Consider the following 19,347-nt stretch of genomic DNA (forward strand, 5'->3'; position numbering starts at 1 on the left):
GACGGCGTCAGAATAACTCCAGCAGGAACACCCGTATTCGAAGCATTGGGGAAGCCGGAAACGGTAGGTGTAGCACTAACCATACTAAATCGCCCCTTGTTGTAGCTTATTAAAACTTTGTTTGCGTCAATTCTGCCGTAAGGCCGATCAATATTCTCCTAAGAACCGAATATCACTTCGTCATCGAACCAAACGACCAATGAATGCTTCAGAGAACGATCATCTCCGCTGCATTAAATTCGGATACACCGCGCCGCCAAGCTCGATCTTGTGATTATTGGACAGTTCTTTGGCTTTTGAGCCCAACTTGGCCGCAAAATACCGTTTTCTTGGGGTGAAATTTGCAATATGGCCACATGATGGCCGAAATAAAAAATTCAAAGATAATAATCGTATTTAATTGTTGTGGATCTCTCTTCGCGATTGAATCGCCATTCTCTACAAATTCTATCTCTCTTGCTCCAGGTGAATTAAAAAATGGCAGATTGATACCGAACAATGCGAATTTTAGCTATTTGCTCGGCGAATATTCATCTTCAGGTTACAAAACAACTCAGAAAACGAGCAGCGATCTCGAACCTCTGCGCTGCTGTCCTATGCCCTGTTTCGCAAGTCGGGCGCGATCGGGTTTCCGTTTGTGAACTCCTCGCACGACCGCTTTGAAGCGGGGACGTTAAGGCCGCCCACGAGGGAGTGATAAGAATTGCATGTCACCGGCTCGATTTCGCGGCCGGAGGATGAGATGATGTAGCTGACATTTCTGGCATCATGGGCGACTTGCGCGGCCAGCTCTATGATTATGTGACGAACTTGTTCTCAATGGCATCGAGAGTTGCCGCCCCCATGAGTTCATTCAACTCCTTAAACGAGATCAGGAGGTCCGGCCGATGGGTCGGCTGTTCGGCCTGAATGGTCGGAGCGAATGCCTCGAGGGCATTCATCATGCCCCTTAGTGCGGCGCTCGAGAGCATGCGGGCGTAAGAGACCGTCCGGGCGCCGAGGTCCTGCAACTGCTTGGGCGTCAACAGCGGAGTCGTGCCGCGCTCCATCAGCCCGAAGCCCATGTTCACGGCGAGGGGCCTGGTGACATTCCTTGCCACCGTCCGGATATCCTCAGCGGACAGGAGCGCATCCGCGAACAGGATGTCCGCCCCGGCTTCGGCATACAGATTGAGCCGATCGATGACTTCGGGGATGCCATCAGTCGCGGCAGCGTCCGTGCGGGCACGGATCATGAAATCCGGATCCCGCCGCGCATCGACGGCAGACTTCACCTTGTCGGCCATCTCCTGGGCCGGAATGACCCGCTTGCCTTCCATGTGGCCGCAGCGCTTGGGCCAGACCTGATCCTCGATGGATATCGCCGCGAGACCGGCCTTCTCAAAGGCGCGAGCGACGAAATGGACATTGAGGGCGTTGCCGTATCCGGTATCGGCATCGGCCAGCAGTGGGATGCCCGAGCACTCGACGAGCGCGCTGCACGCGCGCAGGTTCTCGTCATAGGTCAGGATGCCACGGTCGGCCCATCCCAGCAGACTCTCCGACAGCCCGGCGCCGGTAATCGCCGCCGCCTTGTATCCCGCCCTCTCGACGAGACGCATGCTGAAGCCGTTATAGACACCCGGCAGGACGAGGATCTCCGGCGACTCGACCATCTGCCGGAACTTGCTGCGATCAACCATGAACTCCCCCACCTACGCCGCTGCACTGCCTGGCTCACCCGTCACCAGCAGGTGGATGAGCGAGCGCGCATTCTGCCCCTCCATGGTGTCCACGAACCGTTCGATCTCTTCAGCTCGTCCCCGCGGCAGAACACTTTCGGCCGCGGCAGTGAATTTTCTCCGAAGAGCATCCTCGCTCATCGGACTCGCGGGGCTTCCCGGCCGGTCGATTATCTCTCTCCGGAACGCACGTCCGTCGCGGGTTCTGATCTCGGCCCAAGCGGCGTGACGTGAAGCGTCGCCTCACTGCCCCCGAGTTCACGACAAAGCCCGGGCCTCGGCTGGAATGCTTGGAGACGTCAGTGGATTGACGGGGGTGGGTGGTCCGAGCCTACGGGAGCGCTTTTGTTACCAAGAACGGACCGATGGCCAGCAGGTTGAGGCCGGAGTTCAGGAGCACGTGCACCGCGTCCTCCGGCCGATGCACAAGGGGCATGCCGTGCAGGTTGAGAGAAGTGTTCAATAGGCCCCCCACTCCGGAAAGGGCTGCGAAGCGCTGGATCAGGTCCCAGTACTCGGCATTGTCCTCCCTCGTCACCACCTGAGGGCGGCAGGTGCGGTCATAAGGATGAATGCCGGCTTTAAGGCTCTCGCCCCCTGCCTTGGTCGTGTCGAATGACAAGATCATGTACGGCGCGGCCGTGCCCTTGGGATTGACGAGATAGGTTTCGGCATATTCCGCCGCGATGGAGGACGCGAAGGGCATCCAGAAATCGCGGTTCTTCACCATCTCATTGATGACGCGGATTGCCTCGGGATTGCGTGGGTCCGCAAGGATCGCCCGATTGCCCAGGGAGCGGGCCCCAAACTCCTCGCGCCCGGCAAAGCGGCCCACGACCTTGCCGGCGATGAGGAGATCGGCCACGGCACCGTTGATGTTGTCCGGTCGGCTCACGTGCAGTGTTCCACACGCCACGTGGGGCGCAAGGGCTGCCGAAATGTCGGTCTCGCCCCACTCCGGCCCCAGATAGAAGGAGCCGATGGCAGCAATCGCACCCCCACCGCGGCGCTCTGCCTGGGCGAGGTAGGCAGCCCCGATCGCATTGGTCTCGTCGCCGCAGGACGGAAAGATGAAAACGTGCTCGACCTCATCGAGCTCCATAATACGCTTGTTGGCCTTCACGTTCATGAAGACGCCGCCGGAGAGCGCCACACGCCGGATGCCCGTCGACTTCACCGCGCGGCGGACCAACTCGCACAGCATCTCCTCGGTGAAGAGCTGAAGACCACCCATGATCGAATCGAAGCGTTGCTCGAAGAACAGTTTCTCCAGCGTCGGCTGCGCGTGCATGGTGTGCGGCACGCCAGGCACGCGCCGCCATGTGGGGCTGCCGTCGGAGGCCCATTCGAAGAGAGAATGCAGGCGATCGGAGATGCGGCGCGAGGCGTTGGGCGAGGCATAAGGTGCCATGCCCATGAGCTTATACTCGTGCTCGTTGGGCACCATGCCTTCCATATACGTCACAACAGCGTAAAGCGTGCCGAAGGAATGGCTCCACTCGGTGGAATAGCGCCGCTCGAGGCGGTTGTCCTGCCCCACCGATACGGTGGAGCACAAGTCATCCCCGGAACCATCCACAGTGATGACGAGCATCGGCGCATCGCGCTCTTTCTGACCGAAATAGGCGGTAGCGGCATGGCAGTCATGATGATCGAACGTCTTGATGGCGTCCTGCCTGAACCCCAACGCGAGATAACGCTCGCGCCGCCGCCGCTTTTTGTCCGCCTGTACCATCGCCCGCAAGGGTGTGTGCCGCAGCACCTCCCGAACCTTCCCCTGCCATCGGCCCGAGTGGCGGAAGAACCGCACCCACCCTTCACGGTCGAGGGATGGGATGGGTAGATGGCCGCCGAGAGCCACAACCTCAATATCGACGGCCTTCAGATTCGCTCGATCGAGGAGCCACTGAATTGCTTGCGTCGGAACATCGTGAAAGTTCTTGATACGCCGGGGGCGTTCCTCCTGAAGCGCAGCGAGAGCGCCATCAGCAGCGAGGGACGCCGCGGCAGCATTGTGGGAATCTGAAATTCCGAGAATGGTCATGCGGGAAGCGAGTCAACGTAGACGAGAGCTTGCCTGAGTCGCTTAACCCATTGGTGTTCGATAACCATACGATTGCTTGCCCGATCCGAGTTCAAATTCCGTTCTCTGTCGGTACGAAACTACAGCAGGACGGCCCCTATCCTCGCAATGCAAATCGGAATTAGCACTAGTTAGCGGCGGCCTCCCCCCGCCTTGGCCACCAAATACCCCCTAATGTGGATTGAGTTTGGCCGGCCTCTCATTTTGAATTCACGGAAACCGCCGCACGTACTGTCGGCTCGTGGAAACAATTTCCAACATGCTCAGCGCCGAAACTGAGGGCGATGTCGTGTACGGATCGCGGGACAGGCTGCCGTCAAATTTCCCGGTTCGTTGATAGCAATCACAGAGCAAGGAGCTTTGACCAGCAATGCGCCCGCAGATTGAAGCCTCAGGTGAACCGAATGGTGCTGCATCGGACGCGCATAGATCCGCGTTGGTCCCATTGAGCATTGCCGGCCTTGCGAAAACCTGGAATTCCGAATCCCGGCTCTATGACCGTCAGCTACGCAAACGAAAGCTGGATCGCACATTCGGAACGGAAAATCTCACCGGCAGCTGCATATGCCTTATTGGCGTCGACCGTTTTCAAGCCGTTTCACAAAGCTTGCCCGCTGATCCACGTCAGACGCTCGACTCCGCTATTACGCTTCACCGCAAGCGACATTACGTGGGGGGATTCGGCCTCCTCGTGTGGGCTAACGCCGTAACCGGAGGTGTTGAGCTCGCAGATTTGGAGCGACTGGCGGACAACAGTCTGGACAACATGCGCAACGTGGTGGGCATGACCACGATGGAGACAGCGTGGCTATTGAGCGGAGTGCTACACGAATTGAACCAGAACTGGGCCGACAGGCCCGAAAGGCTCGCGCGCCTTGTGCTGCGTGAACTGCACGAGCGTTTTGTTCCTCATGCCGGCATGATGATGCATGCCGGGGCCGATGGGCGGATCAAAGACAGGGCTCGGCGGAACATCGCCAACTTTGCGGATCAAATTTACTCTCTTCAAGCGTTCGCGTTCGCGGCCATTGTGCTCGGGAGTGAAGCCGCGCTGAAGACTGCAATCCATCTGGCGGAGACGATCGTCGCTCGCCAAGGCCCTCTTGGACAATGGTGGTGGCACTACAATGCGACGAGAGGAACAATAGCGGAAAGATACCCGGTCTTCTCAGTCCACCAACACGCAATGGCACCGATGGCATTGCTCACATTGCAGCGAGCAGGTGGCCCCAATCACCGCAATGCGATCAGCAGGAGCTACAGCTGGCTGAACAACAATGAGCTTGGCATCGACATGGTCGATCCCGAGGCGGAGACGATATGGCGCGACATCGAACGCGACGAAAGCTCAGCCGTCTCGCTCCTGCGGAAGGCCCAACACCTTCTTTCCCCCAAGCACTTGCCTGAGAATGACAATTCCCCGTCGCTGAAAGTCAATTTCGAGACTCGGCCCTACGAGTGGGCATGGTGCTTATATGCGGCGGCAATTGCCGACAGCGCCAATAAGGGGAGGCACCTCGCATGACCGCTTCTGCACTCGACCCCATAACGTTTCTGGGCTGTCGCTTCAACGCCATCGACACCGCCGATCTGCTCAATCTGGTCTTCCGCTCGCCGCCGCGCCAAGACAGGACATGCCGCACGATCGTGACCATCAACGTGGCGATACTTGTTATGAGTCGCTCTGACGAGCGGCTCGCCGCCGCAATCGACAAAGCCGACCTTGTCGTGGCCGATGGTACTCCTCTCGTTTGGGCCAGCAGATGGCTGTCCTCTGGCCTGCCGGAGCGCATCACCGGCATAGACCTCATGCAGTTGATCCTCGAGCACGGCTCAGTTCATGGGTTGCGCGTGTTTCTGCTCGGCACCACACAAGAACGCCTGGAGGTCTTGCAGCAAAGGATTCGTGACGATTACCCCGGTGTGAGCATTGTGGGCGCTCGGAACGGCTACTTCCGATCGGAGGAAAATCCGGCGATCGTCCGGGAAATACAGGCGAGCCGGCCCGACATCCTATTCATCGGAATGCCCTCCCCAGCCAAAGAAATCTGGAGCGAGGAACACAGAAACAATCTCTTCGTACCCCTAGTCCTTGGTGTTGGTGGCGCATTTGATGTGATCGCGGGCTTTGTGCCTCGCGCTCCCAAGCTCCTTCAGAAATTAGGCTTTGAGTGGGCATGGCGGCTGGCGCATGAGCCAAGGAGGCTCTTCAAGCGGTATTTAGTTACAAATTCTTTCTACATCGCCCTGCTATTCAGGGAGCTGCTGATGAAAACGATAGGAACACGGCGCGGCGTTGGTACGGAAGATTGGAGATGAGGAACTCCGTCACCACAGTCGACGCTTTCTCCCAAGCTGAGCTAGATCATAGCGAGGGCGCATGCTCAACCTCGAAATCGTAGCGATCACGATCTCTCTCATCGTGATATTTCCAGCGAGCTATCTTCTGTTGTTGAGCTTGGCTGCTCTTGTCGGCGGCCACAAGACCGCCATCCAAGACCAGAACCCGGTCCTGAGATTTGCATTCGTCATTCCAGCCCACGACGAGGAAACGACACTCCCCCGATTAATCACAAGCCTGAACCAACTGAACTACCCCGCGGAATTATTCAGAATTTATGTGGCGGCCGATAACTGCACCGATCGTACGGCCGAGCTAGCGCGCGACATGGGGGCCATCGTCTATGAGCGGAATGACACCATAAACATCGGCAAGGGCCATGTCCTTCGCTGGGCCCTCGAAAGAGTTCTTGCCAGTGAAGCCGGTCTCCATGGCGTCGTCATTGTCGATGCCGACAGCTCCGTCTCTCGCAATTTCCTCTGTGTCATCAGCTCCCTCATGGCGCGCGGAGAGAATGCCGTGCAGGCGTACTACGCCGTTCAAAATGCCTCATCGAGCTGGAGCGCCGGGCTGCGCGCCATCGCTCTTGCCGCGCTGCACTATATCCGGCCACTTGGTCTCGTGCAGCTTGGCGGATCGGCTGGATTGAATGGGAATGGCATGGCTCTGAGTGTTGGCCTCGCTCGGCAGCACTGTTGGCCTAGCTCCCTCACTGAGGATCTCGAGTACCATGCGATGTTGTTGTTGGCCGGCGAGCGCGTGGCGTTCGCCCCGGATGCGATTGTCGAAGCGGAGATGCCGAACTCCTTGAAGAATTCATATTCGCAAAACGTCCGCTGGGAGCGGGGGCGGATGGATGTTGCCGTTCGCTACCTCCCTAAACTGCTGCGCAAAGCCTTCGAAACGCGGCTGCCGCTCTTCCTGCTGGGCGCGGCTGAACAGGCTATTCCTCCGCTCGCGCTTTTGGGAGGCGCTATGACAGTAGCAACGATTGCTGCCTTCGTCTCGCACAGCACCTTGGCGTCATCATTGGCCCTTTTCGTCGTTTCTGCTCTGACGTTCCATGTTCTCATCAGCATGAGATTGGCGCGGCTCCCACTCGGGGTATGCGCATCATTGTTGATGGCCCCGATATATCTGGCGTGGAAGTTATGGCTCTTCAGCCGTCTTTTTATGGGTCTGGATCGCGACGGATGGGTGCGAACACCTCGGAACTGAGGAACAGCCCGTTGTGGGCCGACAGGGCGGAGATGCATGGAATGTGGCGGCAAGTCCTTGGTGATTCAGGAAATTCAAGTCTCTCTCACGCGACCCACAAACCGCCGCTGAGCTTGTCGGCCAGATATCGACCGGGCGGCGAGCGCCAATGAAAGAGCACGTCGCTATTCTCATTGTCGGCTATCGGTGTTCGACCGAGATCCGACGTTGCCTCGAGACGCTCGCTCTTTCGACACATCAGCATTTCGAGATCCACATTTGTGAGAATGGCGGCGCGGATTCGTTTCAGACACTCCTCGCGGAACTGGCACGCAGTCCAGGTCTTCAGGTTGCCCAGCCGGGAACGGTGCGATCGCCGGCCGTGGTTGAGACTTGGGTTTCGGGAATCCGCGCGGGGGGGCAGCGCGTCTTTCTGCATCGGGCCCAGGGTAATCTTGGATATGCGGGCGGGATCAATGCCAACCTTGACTGCATCGCCGACGCAGATTGGTCATCAGCGTGGGTTCTCAATCCGGACACTCGAGTGCATGCGGGCGCGCTCGCGGCACTCATCGCGCATGCCCGCGAGGGAGGCTATGGGGTTGTCGGTAGCCGGCTCATTCTCGCTGATACACACCGTATCCAACTCTATGGCGGGCGATGGCGACCGTGGATGGCCCGCGGCTTCAACCTAGGCATGGGCGAACCGGCAGACCGCGAGCCCGATGTCGCTGCGATTGAGAGGCAAATGGACTGGGTGTGCGGAGCATCACTTTTTGCCTCGCGCCGCTATATCGAGAGCGTCGGGAGAATGAACGAGCGGTATTTCCTCTACAACGAGGAAGTCGATTGGTGCTTCAGGCGGGGCAGCTTCCGGCTTGGCTACGCCCATCACTCAATCGTCTATCATTCGTTCGGCGCGACGATGGGATCAAGCGTCAGCCGGAGACAGTGTTCTGGCCTTTCAGTCTACCTGGACGAGCGTAACAAGCTCCTGTTCACGCGACGTTTCTTTCCCTCGCGCTACCCGATTGTTGTTCTCATAACACTACTGCTGACGAGCCAGTATCTTTTCGATGGTGCCCCCGCGAATTTTCGTCACGCTTTGGGGGGCTGGTTTGCGGGCCTCATGCAACGTGAAGGTGTCCCACGTCGGTTCTTTGGCGGGCGAGCATAGAAAGTCGGCGAGGGGTACCAGAAGTCATTCGCCGGCTCTGATGGCGTCGTCTAATGGCGGGCCGTTTTGCAAGTGTTTTTTCAAGAACTCACCGACTCGACGCTGGGATCAGGGTCGAGTGTGTACTTAAGGAGAGCCCGGGTACTGTCAGGTTGGCCAGAGTTCGGGTCTGTGGCAGGGTCTCGGTCACGAGCACGACACCCAACCTGTACCGCGGCTTTCGCTTTCCGGCCGAAATCATCAATCAGGCGGTCTGGTTGTATCGCTGCTTCAGCCTCAGTCTGCGTGAAGTCGAGCTGATCCTGGCCGCTCGCGGCGTCGTGGTCAGCTCCGAGACCAGACGCGAATGGAGCCTGCGTTTCGGGCGGACCTACGCCAACAATCTCAAGCGGCGCCGGCCGGAACCCGGTGACAAATGGTTTCTGGATGAAGTGTTTGTCTGCATCCGAGGCAAACTGCATGATCTCTGGCGAGCCGTCGATCACCATGGAAACGTGCTCGATGTGCTGGTTCAGGGTCGTCGCAACACGAAGGCGGCCAAGCGCTTCTTCCGCAAGCTGCTGAAGGGCTTGTGCTACGCGCCGAGGGTCATCGTGATCGACAAACTCGGATCCTATGGTGCTGCTAAACGCAAGATCCTGCCGGGCGTGGAACATCGGCAGAGCCGGTATCTCAACAACCGCTGTGAGGTCTCGCACCAACCCTCCCGACGGCGGGAACGCCACATGAAGCGGTTCAAATCAGCCCGCCATGCGCAGCAGTTTCTCGCCACTCACGCTCCGATCCACAACCGTTTCCAGCTCCGCCGCCATTACCTCTCGGCCAGTGAGTACCGAGCTGCCGGCGATCGCGCCTTCGTCACCTGTAACCGGCGTCGCGTTCGCAGGTTAACCTGGACGGGCCTGACGGTTATGTTGTCTCCTCGGCGTCAAGTTGACAGTGCCCTTCGCAAGCTGATCGTGAAGACCTTCACCGAAGCCGGGAAGGTTGCAGCCTGAAGGCTGAGGAGCAGGCGCGAGCTTTTCTGCTCAGCATGGCGGCGGCCGCATTGGACGAGACGGAGGCTCCGTCATTTACCCTTGGGCTGACGAATGTGCAGCGTGATGATCTCTTTTAGCCGCTGCGCATCACCGGCGGCCAGGGCCTCGACCATTGCACGATGCTCACGGCTCGATTGTTCGACGCGGGCCCGGGTGCTCCATTGCCCAGCCAGAGCGGAGGACGTCCGGCTGCGGAGCTCCGCTACGAGGTTGAGAAGTTCGGGGTTAGAACAAAGGCTGAGCAGTTCGCGATGGAAGGAGAGGTTCGCCTCGTATTGTTCTAGGACCGTGCCATGGAGCACCAACTCGTCGAACCGTCGGGCTAGGCCGTCAATTCGCTCGATTGCGGCCGGCGTCGCAGCAGCCACGATACTATCGACGGCAGCCGTCTCCAGGATGACGCGGAGTTCGAGGATATGGTCCGTCTGCGCGCTGTCGGGCAGGAACACGTGGTACCCCCGGTTGGGCACATGTTGCAGCATACGTTTTTGCGTCAGATGATCCAAAGCGCGGCGTATTTCCGGACGCCGGTATCCATAACGGTTTTCAAGATCGATCTGCTTCAGCCACATGCCGGGAGCAAAGAGGCCTGACCGGACATCGCGCGCGATCAGATCGGCCACAATCATCCAAACCTTCTTCGGCGGCGTGTCCACGATCGTATCCATCATTGCCATTACGCCACTACCCCACCCGGTCCGGCGGGGCGCTGCTAGTCCTTTAGGCAAACACCCGGGCATTGGCAAAATCATTCGGCAGCACCTCCCCTTGCGTGATCGTCATTACCGTGCATCATATTGGTACCAATTTTGGCGAACATATAGCTATCTCGATTTTGAAGCCGGTCGGCCTCAAGGCGAAGCGAAGCGCCACGCGTGGGAGGGTCTGGCCGTGTCGACGAAAAACACCGCGGAAATCTGGGATCTTGTCGAAGCAAAGCGCGAGGCCTTCTTCGCCCTCAGCGACCGGATCTGGGATATGCCGGAGCTCAACTATGAAGAGCATATCTCCTGCACCGAGCACACCGCCATGCTGGAGGAGCAGGGTTTTCGCGTCACCAGGGGCGTGGCGGATATTCCGACCGCTGTCATGGGGGAGGCCGGCGAGGGTGGACCCGTGATCGCCATCCTCGGCGAATATGATGCCCTGCCCGGCCTCAGCCAGGAGGCAGGGATTGCAGAGCAGAGGCCGATCGTCGCGGGTGGGAACGGTCATGCATGCGGGCACAATCTGCTCGGCAGCGGCTCTCTTATGGCCGCGACCGCGGTGAAGGATTACCTGCAAGCTCACGGCCTGGCGGGGCGCGTGCGCTACTATGGCTGCCCGGCCGAAGAAGGTGGCTCCGCCAAGGGATTCATGGTGCGGGCGGGTGTTTTCGACGATGTCGATATCGCGATCTCCTGGCACCCGGCACCCTTCGCGGGGGTCAACAATCCGATCTCTCTCGCGTGCAATGAGATCAACTTCCACTTCAGCGGCCGCGCCGCTCATGCGGCGGCTTCGCCTCATCTGGGTCGCAGTGCGCTCGACGCGGTGGAACTCATGAACGTGGGCGTCAACTATATGCGCGAGCATATGCCCAGCACGGCGCGGATTCATTATGCCGTTACCGACACCGGCGGCTCCGCTCCTAATGTGGTGCAGGCTCGCGCGACCGTCCGCTACCTGATCCGCGCGCGTGACCTGCCGGAAATGCAGGGCCTTCTTCACCGGGTGAAGAAGATCGCCGAAGGCGCAGCGCTCATGACCGAGACGAGCGTGCGCAGCGAGATCGTGAGCGGTGACGCCAACCTCGTCGGCAACACACCCCTCGAGCAGCTGATGGACCGCAGTCTGCAGAGGCTCGGCCCCCCGGTGTTCGACGAGCAGGACAAGGCCTTCGCAGCCGAGATCCAGAAGACCCTGAGTGCGGAGGATATCAAATCCTCGTTCGCGCGGTTCGGCCTGAAGCCGAGGATGGGAGTTCCGCTATGCGATACGATCTTCCCGCCTGATAGCGGGGATGGAACGCTCGTGGGCTCCACCGACGTTGGCACTGTCAGCTGGGTCGTTCCCACCGTTCAGATGCGCGGCGCAACCTACGCTGTCGGCACACCGGGCCATTCCTGGCAGCTTGTCGCGCAGGGAAAAGCACCTGCCGCTCACAAAGGTATGGAGCATGCCGCGAAGGTGATGGCCAGCACCGCCGTCGACCTCTTCCGCACGCCGAGTTTGATCGACGAGGCCAAGGCTGACCACCGCGAGAGGTTGGCCGGCACGCCTTTCGTGAACCCCATTCCGGATGATGTGCATCCGCCCGTCGTCTTCACGACGGCCAGCGCGTGAGTGCGCCGCGTCCTGAAGCTCATATCAACTGAACCACCCAACGCGAACGCAGCCTCCACTCGTTCACCATAATCAACAGAGGGCAAACCATGAAAACTATCGGAAAAATCCTGGCGCTCGCGCTTGCCGGCGCGTCCCTAGTGATCGGACAAGGCGCGATCGCGCAGGAAAAGACATGGACGAAGATCCGCGTTGCGACGGAAGGCGCGTTTGCACCGTGGAACTTCACGAAACCGGACGGCACGCTCGATGGTTTCGAGGTGGAGCTCTACAAGGACCTTTGCCAGCGCATGAAGGTGGAGTGCACGCTGGAGGCTCAATCTTTCGATGGTATCATCCCGGCGCTGAATGCGGGTAAGTTCGACGCCATCATGGCCGGTATGTCGGCAACGCCGAAGCGTGAAGCCGTGATGGCCTTTTCCGAAGCGTATGGAACCACCGGTCAGACTTTTGCGGTGCTGAAGTCGAGCTCCCTCGTCAACCTACCCGAGAAGGGCAAGCCCTTCTCGCTTGCGACCAATGAGACCGGAGCGGCCGCAGCCGTCGAGCAGTTGAAGCCCCTCCTGAAGGGCAAGATCATCGGCGTGCAGGGCTCGTCGATCGCCGCGACCTTCCTCGAGAAATACCTGAAGGACGTGACGGAGATCCGCGAATACAAGACGACGGAGCAGCATGATCTCGATCTCACTGCAGGACGCATCGATATCATCATGGCGTCGACGGCCTATCTGTCCGGCGCGGCAGAGAAGCCGGGCAATGAGCAGATGACCATCGCGGGGCCGCGTTTTCAGGGCGGCATGCTCGGTCGGGGAAGCTCCGTCGGACTCCGCAAGACCGACCCGGAGCTGAGAGCCATGTTCGACAAGGCGATTGCGGAAGCGAAGGCCGACGGAACGATCGAGAAGCTCTCGATGAAGTACTTCGGCTTTGACGTCACGCCACGCTAGCCAGGTCGTGAGAGCGGGTTCCAGCCATAATGAGCTAGAACCATTTACTTCTTGACCTCAGCGCAGGAGCCAAATGGGCTTCGGCGCTGAGGCGCCATCACCGTGTTTACGTTAGCCAGTGTGACGCTACCGGTGCCGCTCTCGTAAGTTAAACTGGACGGTCTGACACCTTTCTTGTCCCCTCAGCGTGTTGTTGCGCTGCGCCTCCGCTTCTGCGGCCACAACGACGCGCCGCGCCGCTTCAAGGGTCAGGACTTTCTTTTGTGAGAGCGGAACCTCGACTGCATTCGCCTCCGATACGCCGAACGCGAACGTGGCTAAGAGGGACAAGCTCAAGCCGCCAAAGGTTAAATTGCCGGTCGCTTTCATCAATGTCTCCAGGCTTCCCAGGATGGTGCTCGGTCGCTGGCGGAACATGCGTCGGTTCGGATTTCATGAACGGGGGAGTCATGGATCACGCAGGCGGAGCCGGTGTTTCCGCTAGCCCAAGAGCCCACCGCCGGACAGTCTCGTAGGAAACGGCAATGCTCCGCTCGAGCAACTTCTCCTCGACCAGCCGCAAACTGCGTGGGAACCGGAAGTACAGCCAGACCGCGTGGGCAATGATCTTAGGCGGAAACCAATAGCGTTTAATTTACAAGCGTGGTCATGCCAGCCACACCGGTGTTCCCACCGCGAACGCAGCGCATTCCTGATGGTACTGTCGATTGACACCGAGTGGACAAAGCCGGTGCGCGCGCAACCCTCCGGTCCGTCCCAGTTAACGGATAGGGCAACACCGGCGCGTTCCTGTGCAATCTGAGGGGCTTCAGACGATGCCCCATGCGCGATACCGCAGGCGACCTGTAAGTTCCCGTGGACGGGCACCTCCCAGCTGGGCCAACATCAGGTCCACAGCTTTGGGAGTCACCTTCAGGAACTTTGCGCCGAGCGGTACCGTCACCAGCGGGCGCGACAGGAACAAGTCCATAAGTTCCGGCAGCTTGGAATTGCTGCGGCATTTGCCAGTGACCCGCTGCATCAGCTCGCGGGCGAGGATCAGGCGATCCAGATCCTTGGTGCCGACTGCGACCGCCTCTTCGACGATTTGGCAAAAACCCTCTATCTTCTCGAGAGCGCTTTCCCGACCCTGCGGCCGGAACTTGGACTGCTTGAACCCAGCGGCCAGCGGCAGCAGATGGTTTGTCAGTCCCCTCGCCCGCAGGATCGCTCCCGCCATGATCAGTCCAAGCCAAGGCTGGCGCGCATAGAGATTGAGATTGAGCCAAGCATCCCAGGCAACGGCGGCGGCGGCCAGAGCTGGCCAGTGAGCAGTACGCTTGACCACGTCGAGCCACAGGTCTTCATTCTCGGCCTCGTCGACGTCTTCGTCATACACGAGATGTGAGCGACTCTGCGGAAGCGGGGTCTCGCCAGCCAACATCTTGCTGGTGCGCTCCAACAGGGCATCGATTTCGGCGAAGTGGGCCTTCCACGGATCCGCATCGTTTGCGAAGGGCGGGAACGCCGCGTCGTCATCTGGGTCGTGCGCAACCCTCTTCGATTTGGGGCCCCCCTCCCCTCGCGCGGATCCGATTCCCCGCAAGGCTGCGAGGCCCTCGATCGACAGCGGCCAAGGGGCGTTCCGGCCCATGGCGATGCGCCGGGCCCGCAGAGCGGCAGCGGCGCGGGTGAGTTCATGGGTAGGACTGCGCACGTCCATGCCAGCATCGTGCAGCACCAGGTCGCCGACCTCGACCAATTGCCCATCGAGGATCAGGACGCGGACCGCTTCGGTCATGTCACAGCGCGACTGCCACCCGGCGGAGAGATCGGAGGCCTCCAGGCGAGCATCGAACCGCATAACGGCGATGGCCTCCTTTTCCAGCCGGCCACCGATCGTCTCCCATGGCAGATCAGGGAGATCGTAGCTTTTCGGCGTGAGCGGCTCCGCCTCGTTGAAGTCCAGCCCTCGTCCCCTAAAAGACACTCTTGTGCATCACAGCTAAGTTGTTGTTGTTGCACAGTATAGCTTCTTCAAAGGAAGTGAAGCAAGTCTTTCCTACGGTGTCATGGATAGCAGCAAGCTCGCCCCGAAAACTACTCCGCTTGATCCAACAGGCGGCCGCACAGCCGCACAGCGGCCCATGTTAAACCATTTCAACCGGCTTGTGGGAAGTCCGTCTTCTCTGCCTGGTTAACGCGACCCTCAAACTGCGTATCAAAAAGTCCTGCTTCCACTCCGCCGCCTTCTCTAAGCAGAACCGAGCGAAGAACCCCCGTTGATCATTCTCTTATGGAATAGCCTTTCCGGCATTTTCGCTTGATCCATGTATCGAGCTCCTCCATCGCCAGCGTCGGGCTATCAAGGAACTCGACCCGACGCTGGCCGGGCCGGCCGATCCGTCCCCATTCCCGAATAAAAGCAAAGTCTCCGAACAATGTGGGTTCTATCGTCAGCGCATAGTAACGCGCCATGTTGCATCGTCGATCGCAACGATCGAGAACGAGGTATTGGATCACTTCTCTGGACATGCGTAAGTTTCACGCAAGAGCCCAAGGAGCGTCCAATCAAAGTCCTGAATCCTGCGGACGCAATCGATTCACCCCGCTGATGGATGGCGCTCCTCATGCGCGCTTTCGTTCACTCCCAGTGTTGTTGGCCCGCAAAAGCGCCATCAACACTGGCCCTAGAGAGAATTGCCCGTTACGTGCCCGCTCCGTCAGGCTCCGGAGATACGCTCCTGCGCTGCGGATCGCTTCGGACCGTTGCAGGACCGCGCCGACGGTAATGCAGGCCTGTTCTTCACCCATAGCCTCACACGCTTCAGCCCAGGCGCTCGGACTAATTCCGAGGGTCGAACGCACCACTTCGGCTGCAGCATAGAATTCGCGCCAAGATGAGATCCCTACCCCGCCCCGGGTATACATCGCGATGTCGGGACATGCCTGGAGCACCAAACTGAGAGGATAGGTCTTCAGTGGCGGGCGCGTCGTCTCAGATTCTGGGGCCAGAGTTTCTTCCAGGCCTTTCTGAAGGCCGTTTTCAGAATCTAAAAAGGGGTTGGTATTTGAATTATGATAGTGACGCTCAGTCTGAGACTCATTGGCGCTCATTTCTTCTGTTTTAAGGCTATCTGTCAGACACTTATCCACTTCCCGCCAAAGCGCGCGGAGTTCCGTCGCGACAGCTTCCAAAAGCTCTCTGCCGGCATTGCGTGGGGGCATATCGCCGTGCGCTCGGAGACGCTCCGCATATGCGGCCCACGGACCCGCCAAATCCTCTTGGAGGCCAATGGCAATTGTCTTGAGGATGTCGCGGCGAAGAAGACTGATCTCTTCGCGCAAGAGATACCGTGCCTTGGCCTGGGCGCGAGCTTCTTTGGCAAGAACCTCGAACTCTCCGGCCCTGGCGACCAGTGGACTAAGATCGAAACCGAAAGCCTGTTCGATCTGGCCGCCCTCCCCTTTGCGCGCGTAGCGCTTGCCGTTGGGGCTATCTCGGCGAATGATCAGGCCGGCCTCGACAAGGGATGCCAGGTTCCTTCGGAGAGTCGCAGGCGTCATTCCGTTCGACCGGAGTGAAAGAGCTCGGTTCGAGGGGAACACGATGAGCTCAGACCCAAGCGTCAGGGTGGCGTCCTGATGGAAGGTCAGAAGGGCATTGAGCACGCTGAGAGCACGATCTGACACACGGATCGCGTCCTTCGCCTCCCGGAGGTTGTCCAAGACTTTCCACTTCTCGGCGATAGCCTCAGGCGGGCATGCTTCTACGGTCGATCTCGCTGCCAACATCGCAAGCGATAGCGGCCGCCGCCCAAAGGGCGTCGTTGATTGGTGTGATCCCATGGTCTTTGCCTAGGGCAAAGAAAATCCGCTCGCCGAAACGACGCAAAAACGCTTGACTGTGATTCGCGGAAGTGAGATTCTCTGACTTGCTGAAGGTTAGAGAAGGGCTTCCGGGGCTATGTTTCGGGGGCCTTTTTCTTTTGCCGCATTGCTCCTTGCTGAAGTGATGGGTCGGTTATTGCGCCGCTGATTTCTCTCGCGACAGAAAAGTTGAGTAGAGATCATCGAGCTGTGAAGCGACGAACTCCGCGAATTCGGGTTCTCGGTCGATTGCAAGCGTCATGAGTTTGCCTGATCGCACGATCTTCGCAGTGGCATGCCCGCCACTGCTTTTCCAGGTTGTCGCTTTTGGCCGCTCGACCCGCTTTTCTTTGGTCGCAGCGAGGACGCGCTCAAACCTCGCATCCGTGTCGAGAGCGGATAAGTCTGGGTCACCCGCAGCCTTGTCAGCAGCCTTGCGTGCTCTTGGATCTTCCATCCGCTCCGCCAGGGCGAGCCATCTGCGTCGGCCGGCCTTGGGGGCCGGGCCGATGGCATCGATGATCTCCTCGGGGATTCCTCGCGCCACGGAAATAAGTTTTGAAAGCTCGCCCTTGTCGGTGGACAGCGCATCAATGATGACCGCCCGTTCGAATCCGCGATCCTCGAGACGACGCGCGAAGACGGCTTTCTCGATATAGCTGAGATCACGCCGAGCTGAATTTTCGAGCCCTTGAGCGACGACGAGTTCGGCATCGGACAGGTCTTTTACGACCGCCCTCACCTTCAGCCCGAGTTCCGTGATGGCGCGAAGCCGGCGATGGCCGTACGCAACCTGGAAACGCCCCTCCCGGTCCGGATGGGGGCGCACAAGGATCGGAACCTCCTGGCCGTGTTCGCCGATGAGCCGTTTGAATTCCTCGAACGCGTCGTCTTGACCATCAAACCGATCACGGACGAAGGACCCATCCACGACCAGTGGATCGATTTCCACGACCGTGGATCCGCTGGCCAGCGCCTGCTGTAGGGCGCGGCTTTCCTCTTCCATCCTGTCGAGGGCGAGTCCCATGCTCCGAACAGGGCCGGCCAGGACGCGTTCTTCACCCAAGGATGGTACGGCCGACGGCCGAGAGTTGGCCACGGCCAACTTTTCAGTTTCGGGCCTTACCGCGTAAAGGTCTTTTATCTTGTCGCGACGGCTCAAGCCACCCTCCCCCAAGCTCGGTGAACGAGGCCAAGGACCTCGCGGTTGACGGCCTCCAAGCTTTCGATCGCGCGGTCGTAGGTCGCACGGCCCACGGATCCTTTCTCGAGTTCATACAGAGACTGCTTTGTCAGGCCAGCGTCAGCGATCGCGGTTGATTTCCACACGCTCGCTGCAAGGACTTCGTCGCCAAAAAGGTTTCGTAGCAGCGCTACGATCTGCGACTGCGGGCCGTCATGGGGCTCGTGCCTCGTCACGATGTAGCGGATGAAGTCGTGCTGCAGATCCCCGCCGGCCTTTCTAACCACAGCCATCAGATCTGCCGCCATGAGAAGAAATTGCGACATCGAGGCGACGTCCACCATCTGCGGGTGAATCGTGATGAGGAGGCCAGTCGCCGCACAGACCGCACCGAGCGTGAGGTATCCAAGTTGAGGTGGGCAATCGATCACGATGATATCGTAGTCGTCCTGAACCTCTTGAAGCGCCGTCCCGAGACGCTGGAAGAAGATTCCGCCAGGCCCGCGTCTTCCCTCAGCAAGAGCCTTGGGGGTCTCGTGCTCAAATTCCATCAGTTCGAGATTGCCCGGCACCAGGTCCAGGCCATCGAAATAGGTGGGGCGGATGATTTCCTTTAGCGGCCGGCGTTTATCATCGTACCTGATAGCCCCGTAGAGCGTATCGCCCCAACGGAGATCAAACTCGGGTTGGATACCGAACATCGATGTCAGCGAAGCCTGCGGGTCGAGATCCACCGCGAGCACCCGGTAGCCCTGCAAGGCGAGCCACTGTGCCAGATAAAGACTCGTGGTCGTTTTCGCAGAGCCCCCTTTGAAGTTCACGCAGGCGAGTGTTTGGAGTCTCTCGCCCGGTCGGCGCCGAGGCAGGAACGAATGAGCGTCTTTGGGCCTGGTCTCCGCGAGATAGCGCCGGAGGTCGTTGATCTGAGCAAGGGTATAGGATCGACGCCCGGTCGGCGCCGTCTCTGGCGTCGGCCCAGCACCATCGATCGACAGTTGTCGCAAATATCCGTCGGAGACGCCGATCAGGCGAGCCGCTTCTCCCGACGTGAATTTTCGCAGTGTCTTGTGTGATTCCGGCGGAAACAGGCGTTCACGAAGCGCCTGGAGCTGCGTCGATAGGAGCCGCGCATGCGCTGACACACGACTGTCAGTCGTGAGAATTTCGTCGGAACGTTTCGGCGCTGCTGCCACGTGTTGACCTCGTCATACGGTTTTTCGAGCTGACTTGCTGAAAAAGCGTATCAGAATGGCCATGCTTCTCTGATTCTGGCAACAGGAGAAGGGTTAACTGAAATTAACCACAGCTAGATTCGAGAGTTGGCCATGGCCAACTTTTAGAATCATGAAAGTTGGCCATGGCCAACACTGCCATTTCGGACATAACATTAATTCTTGTACCACCCAAATGTCGGCGCAAAGTTAAAATGTCCCACGGTGGCAAACTAGGAATGTCACACTCCCCTGGACGGACGTGCGTTGGGG

The 19,347-nt window shown here is 59.2% G+C and carries 16 protein-coding genes and 2 pseudogenes; 8 read left to right on the forward strand and 10 right to left on the reverse strand.

The window, feature by feature from the left end; all coding sequences use genetic code 11:
* Nucleotides 1–797: 797 nt before the first annotated feature.
* Nucleotides 798–1,682 carry an isocitrate lyase/PEP mutase family protein gene (locus tag I2H38_RS20200; protein WP_196273677.1) on the reverse strand — a complete coding sequence of 295 codons (885 nt, stop codon included), beginning with the start codon at nt 1,680–1,682 and terminating at the stop codon, nt 798–800.
* Between the two features lie 370 nt (nt 1,683–2,052).
* The gene (locus tag I2H38_RS20205; RefSeq protein ID WP_324617454.1) at nt 2,053–3,531 is read right to left on the reverse strand and encodes a carbamoyltransferase C-terminal domain-containing protein; all 1,479 of its coding nucleotides are present in this window, start codon (nt 3,529–3,531) and stop codon (nt 2,053–2,055) included.
* 33 nt (nt 3,532–3,564) lie between these two features.
* Here I2H38_RS20205 and I2H38_RS21160 point away from each other — a divergent pair, with 33 nt between their 5' ends.
* The 6 genes and pseudogenes from I2H38_RS21160 to I2H38_RS20230 form a co-directional block, all read left to right on the forward strand.
* Nucleotides 3,565–3,747 carry a hypothetical protein gene (locus I2H38_RS21160; protein ID WP_229426841.1) on the forward strand — a complete coding sequence of 61 codons (183 nt, stop codon included), beginning with the start codon at nt 3,565–3,567 and terminating at the stop codon, nt 3,745–3,747.
* A 427-nt stretch (nt 3,748–4,174) separates the two neighbouring features.
* Nucleotides 4,175–5,329: a hypothetical protein gene (locus I2H38_RS20210; protein WP_196273679.1), complete on the forward strand. Its 1,155-nt coding sequence runs from the start codon at nt 4,175–4,177 to the stop codon at nt 5,327–5,329.
* Entirely contained in the window at nt 5,326–6,123 is a 798-nt protein-coding gene (locus tag I2H38_RS20215) for a WecB/TagA/CpsF family glycosyltransferase (RefSeq protein WP_196273680.1), read from the forward strand. The genes I2H38_RS20210 and I2H38_RS20215 overlap by 4 nt, the downstream gene beginning before the upstream one ends.
* A gap of 61 nt (nt 6,124–6,184) precedes the next feature.
* Nucleotides 6,185–7,363, forward strand: coding sequence for a glycosyltransferase family 2 protein (locus I2H38_RS20220; protein ID WP_196273681.1), 1,179 nt, complete (start codon nt 6,185–6,187; stop codon nt 7,361–7,363).
* A gap of 148 nt (nt 7,364–7,511) precedes the next feature.
* Nucleotides 7,512–8,519 (forward strand): glycosyltransferase, encoded by a 1,008-nt coding sequence (locus tag I2H38_RS21550; RefSeq protein WP_196273682.1) that lies wholly within the window; start codon nt 7,512–7,514, stop codon nt 8,517–8,519.
* Between the two features lie 206 nt (nt 8,520–8,725).
* Nucleotides 8,726–9,355: pseudogene (locus tag I2H38_RS20230) on the forward strand (IS6 family transposase); the annotation flags it as partial.
* 233 nt (nt 9,356–9,588) lie between these two features.
* Here I2H38_RS20230 and I2H38_RS20235 read toward each other — a convergent pair.
* Nucleotides 9,589–10,230: a GntR family transcriptional regulator gene (locus I2H38_RS20235; RefSeq protein WP_229426844.1), complete on the reverse strand. Its 642-nt coding sequence runs from the start codon at nt 10,228–10,230 to the stop codon at nt 9,589–9,591.
* 220 nt (nt 10,231–10,450) lie between these two features.
* Here I2H38_RS20235 and I2H38_RS20240 point away from each other — a divergent pair, with 220 nt between their 5' ends.
* Together I2H38_RS20240 and I2H38_RS20245 are read left to right on the forward strand one after the other, a co-directional pair.
* Nucleotides 10,451–11,884 carry a M20 family metallopeptidase gene (locus tag I2H38_RS20240; protein WP_196273683.1) on the forward strand — a complete coding sequence of 478 codons (1,434 nt, stop codon included), beginning with the start codon at nt 10,451–10,453 and terminating at the stop codon, nt 11,882–11,884.
* A gap of 89 nt (nt 11,885–11,973) precedes the next feature.
* On the forward strand, nt 11,974–12,831 hold the full coding sequence (locus tag I2H38_RS20245) for a transporter substrate-binding domain-containing protein (protein WP_196273684.1): 858 nt from the start codon (nt 11,974–11,976) through the stop codon (nt 12,829–12,831).
* A 126-nt stretch (nt 12,832–12,957) separates the two neighbouring features.
* On the opposite strand, the gene I2H38_RS20250 is transcribed toward I2H38_RS20245, so the two are convergent.
* From I2H38_RS20250 to repA, 7 genes and pseudogenes are all read right to left on the reverse strand, one after another.
* On the reverse strand, nt 12,958–13,200 hold the full coding sequence (locus tag I2H38_RS20250) for a hypothetical protein (protein ID WP_196273685.1): 243 nt from the start codon (nt 13,198–13,200) through the stop codon (nt 12,958–12,960).
* A gap of 124 nt (nt 13,201–13,324) precedes the next feature.
* Nucleotides 13,325–13,465 (reverse strand): annotated as a pseudogene (locus I2H38_RS20255) (IS6 family transposase); the annotation flags it as partial.
* A 174-nt stretch (nt 13,466–13,639) separates the two neighbouring features.
* Nucleotides 13,640–14,800 carry an RHE_PE00001 family protein gene (locus I2H38_RS20260; protein ID WP_324617455.1) on the reverse strand — a complete coding sequence of 387 codons (1,161 nt, stop codon included), beginning with the start codon at nt 14,798–14,800 and terminating at the stop codon, nt 13,640–13,642.
* A 296-nt stretch (nt 14,801–15,096) separates the two neighbouring features.
* Complete coding sequence (locus I2H38_RS20265) at nt 15,097–15,345, reverse strand: WGR domain-containing protein (RefSeq protein ID WP_196273686.1); 249 nt, start codon at nt 15,343–15,345, stop codon at nt 15,097–15,099.
* A 93-nt stretch (nt 15,346–15,438) separates the two neighbouring features.
* Nucleotides 15,439–16,659, reverse strand: a complete 1,221-nt coding sequence (gene repC / locus I2H38_RS20270) for a plasmid replication protein RepC (RefSeq protein WP_196273687.1) — start codon at nt 16,657–16,659, stop codon at nt 15,439–15,441.
* A gap of 175 nt (nt 16,660–16,834) precedes the next feature.
* Nucleotides 16,835–17,842: a plasmid partitioning protein RepB gene (repB, locus tag I2H38_RS20275; protein WP_196273688.1), complete on the reverse strand. Its 1,008-nt coding sequence runs from the start codon at nt 17,840–17,842 to the stop codon at nt 16,835–16,837.
* Nucleotides 17,839–19,056, reverse strand: coding sequence for a plasmid partitioning protein RepA (gene repA, locus I2H38_RS20280; RefSeq protein WP_196273689.1), 1,218 nt, complete (start codon nt 19,054–19,056; stop codon nt 17,839–17,841). Before repA ends, repB begins: the two co-directional genes overlap by 4 nt.
* Nucleotides 19,057–19,347: the final 291 nt, after the last annotated feature.

This window comes from Microvirga alba (assembly GCF_015694465.1).
In the GTDB taxonomy this organism is placed as follows: Bacteria; Pseudomonadota; Alphaproteobacteria; order Rhizobiales; family Beijerinckiaceae; genus Microvirga; species Microvirga alba.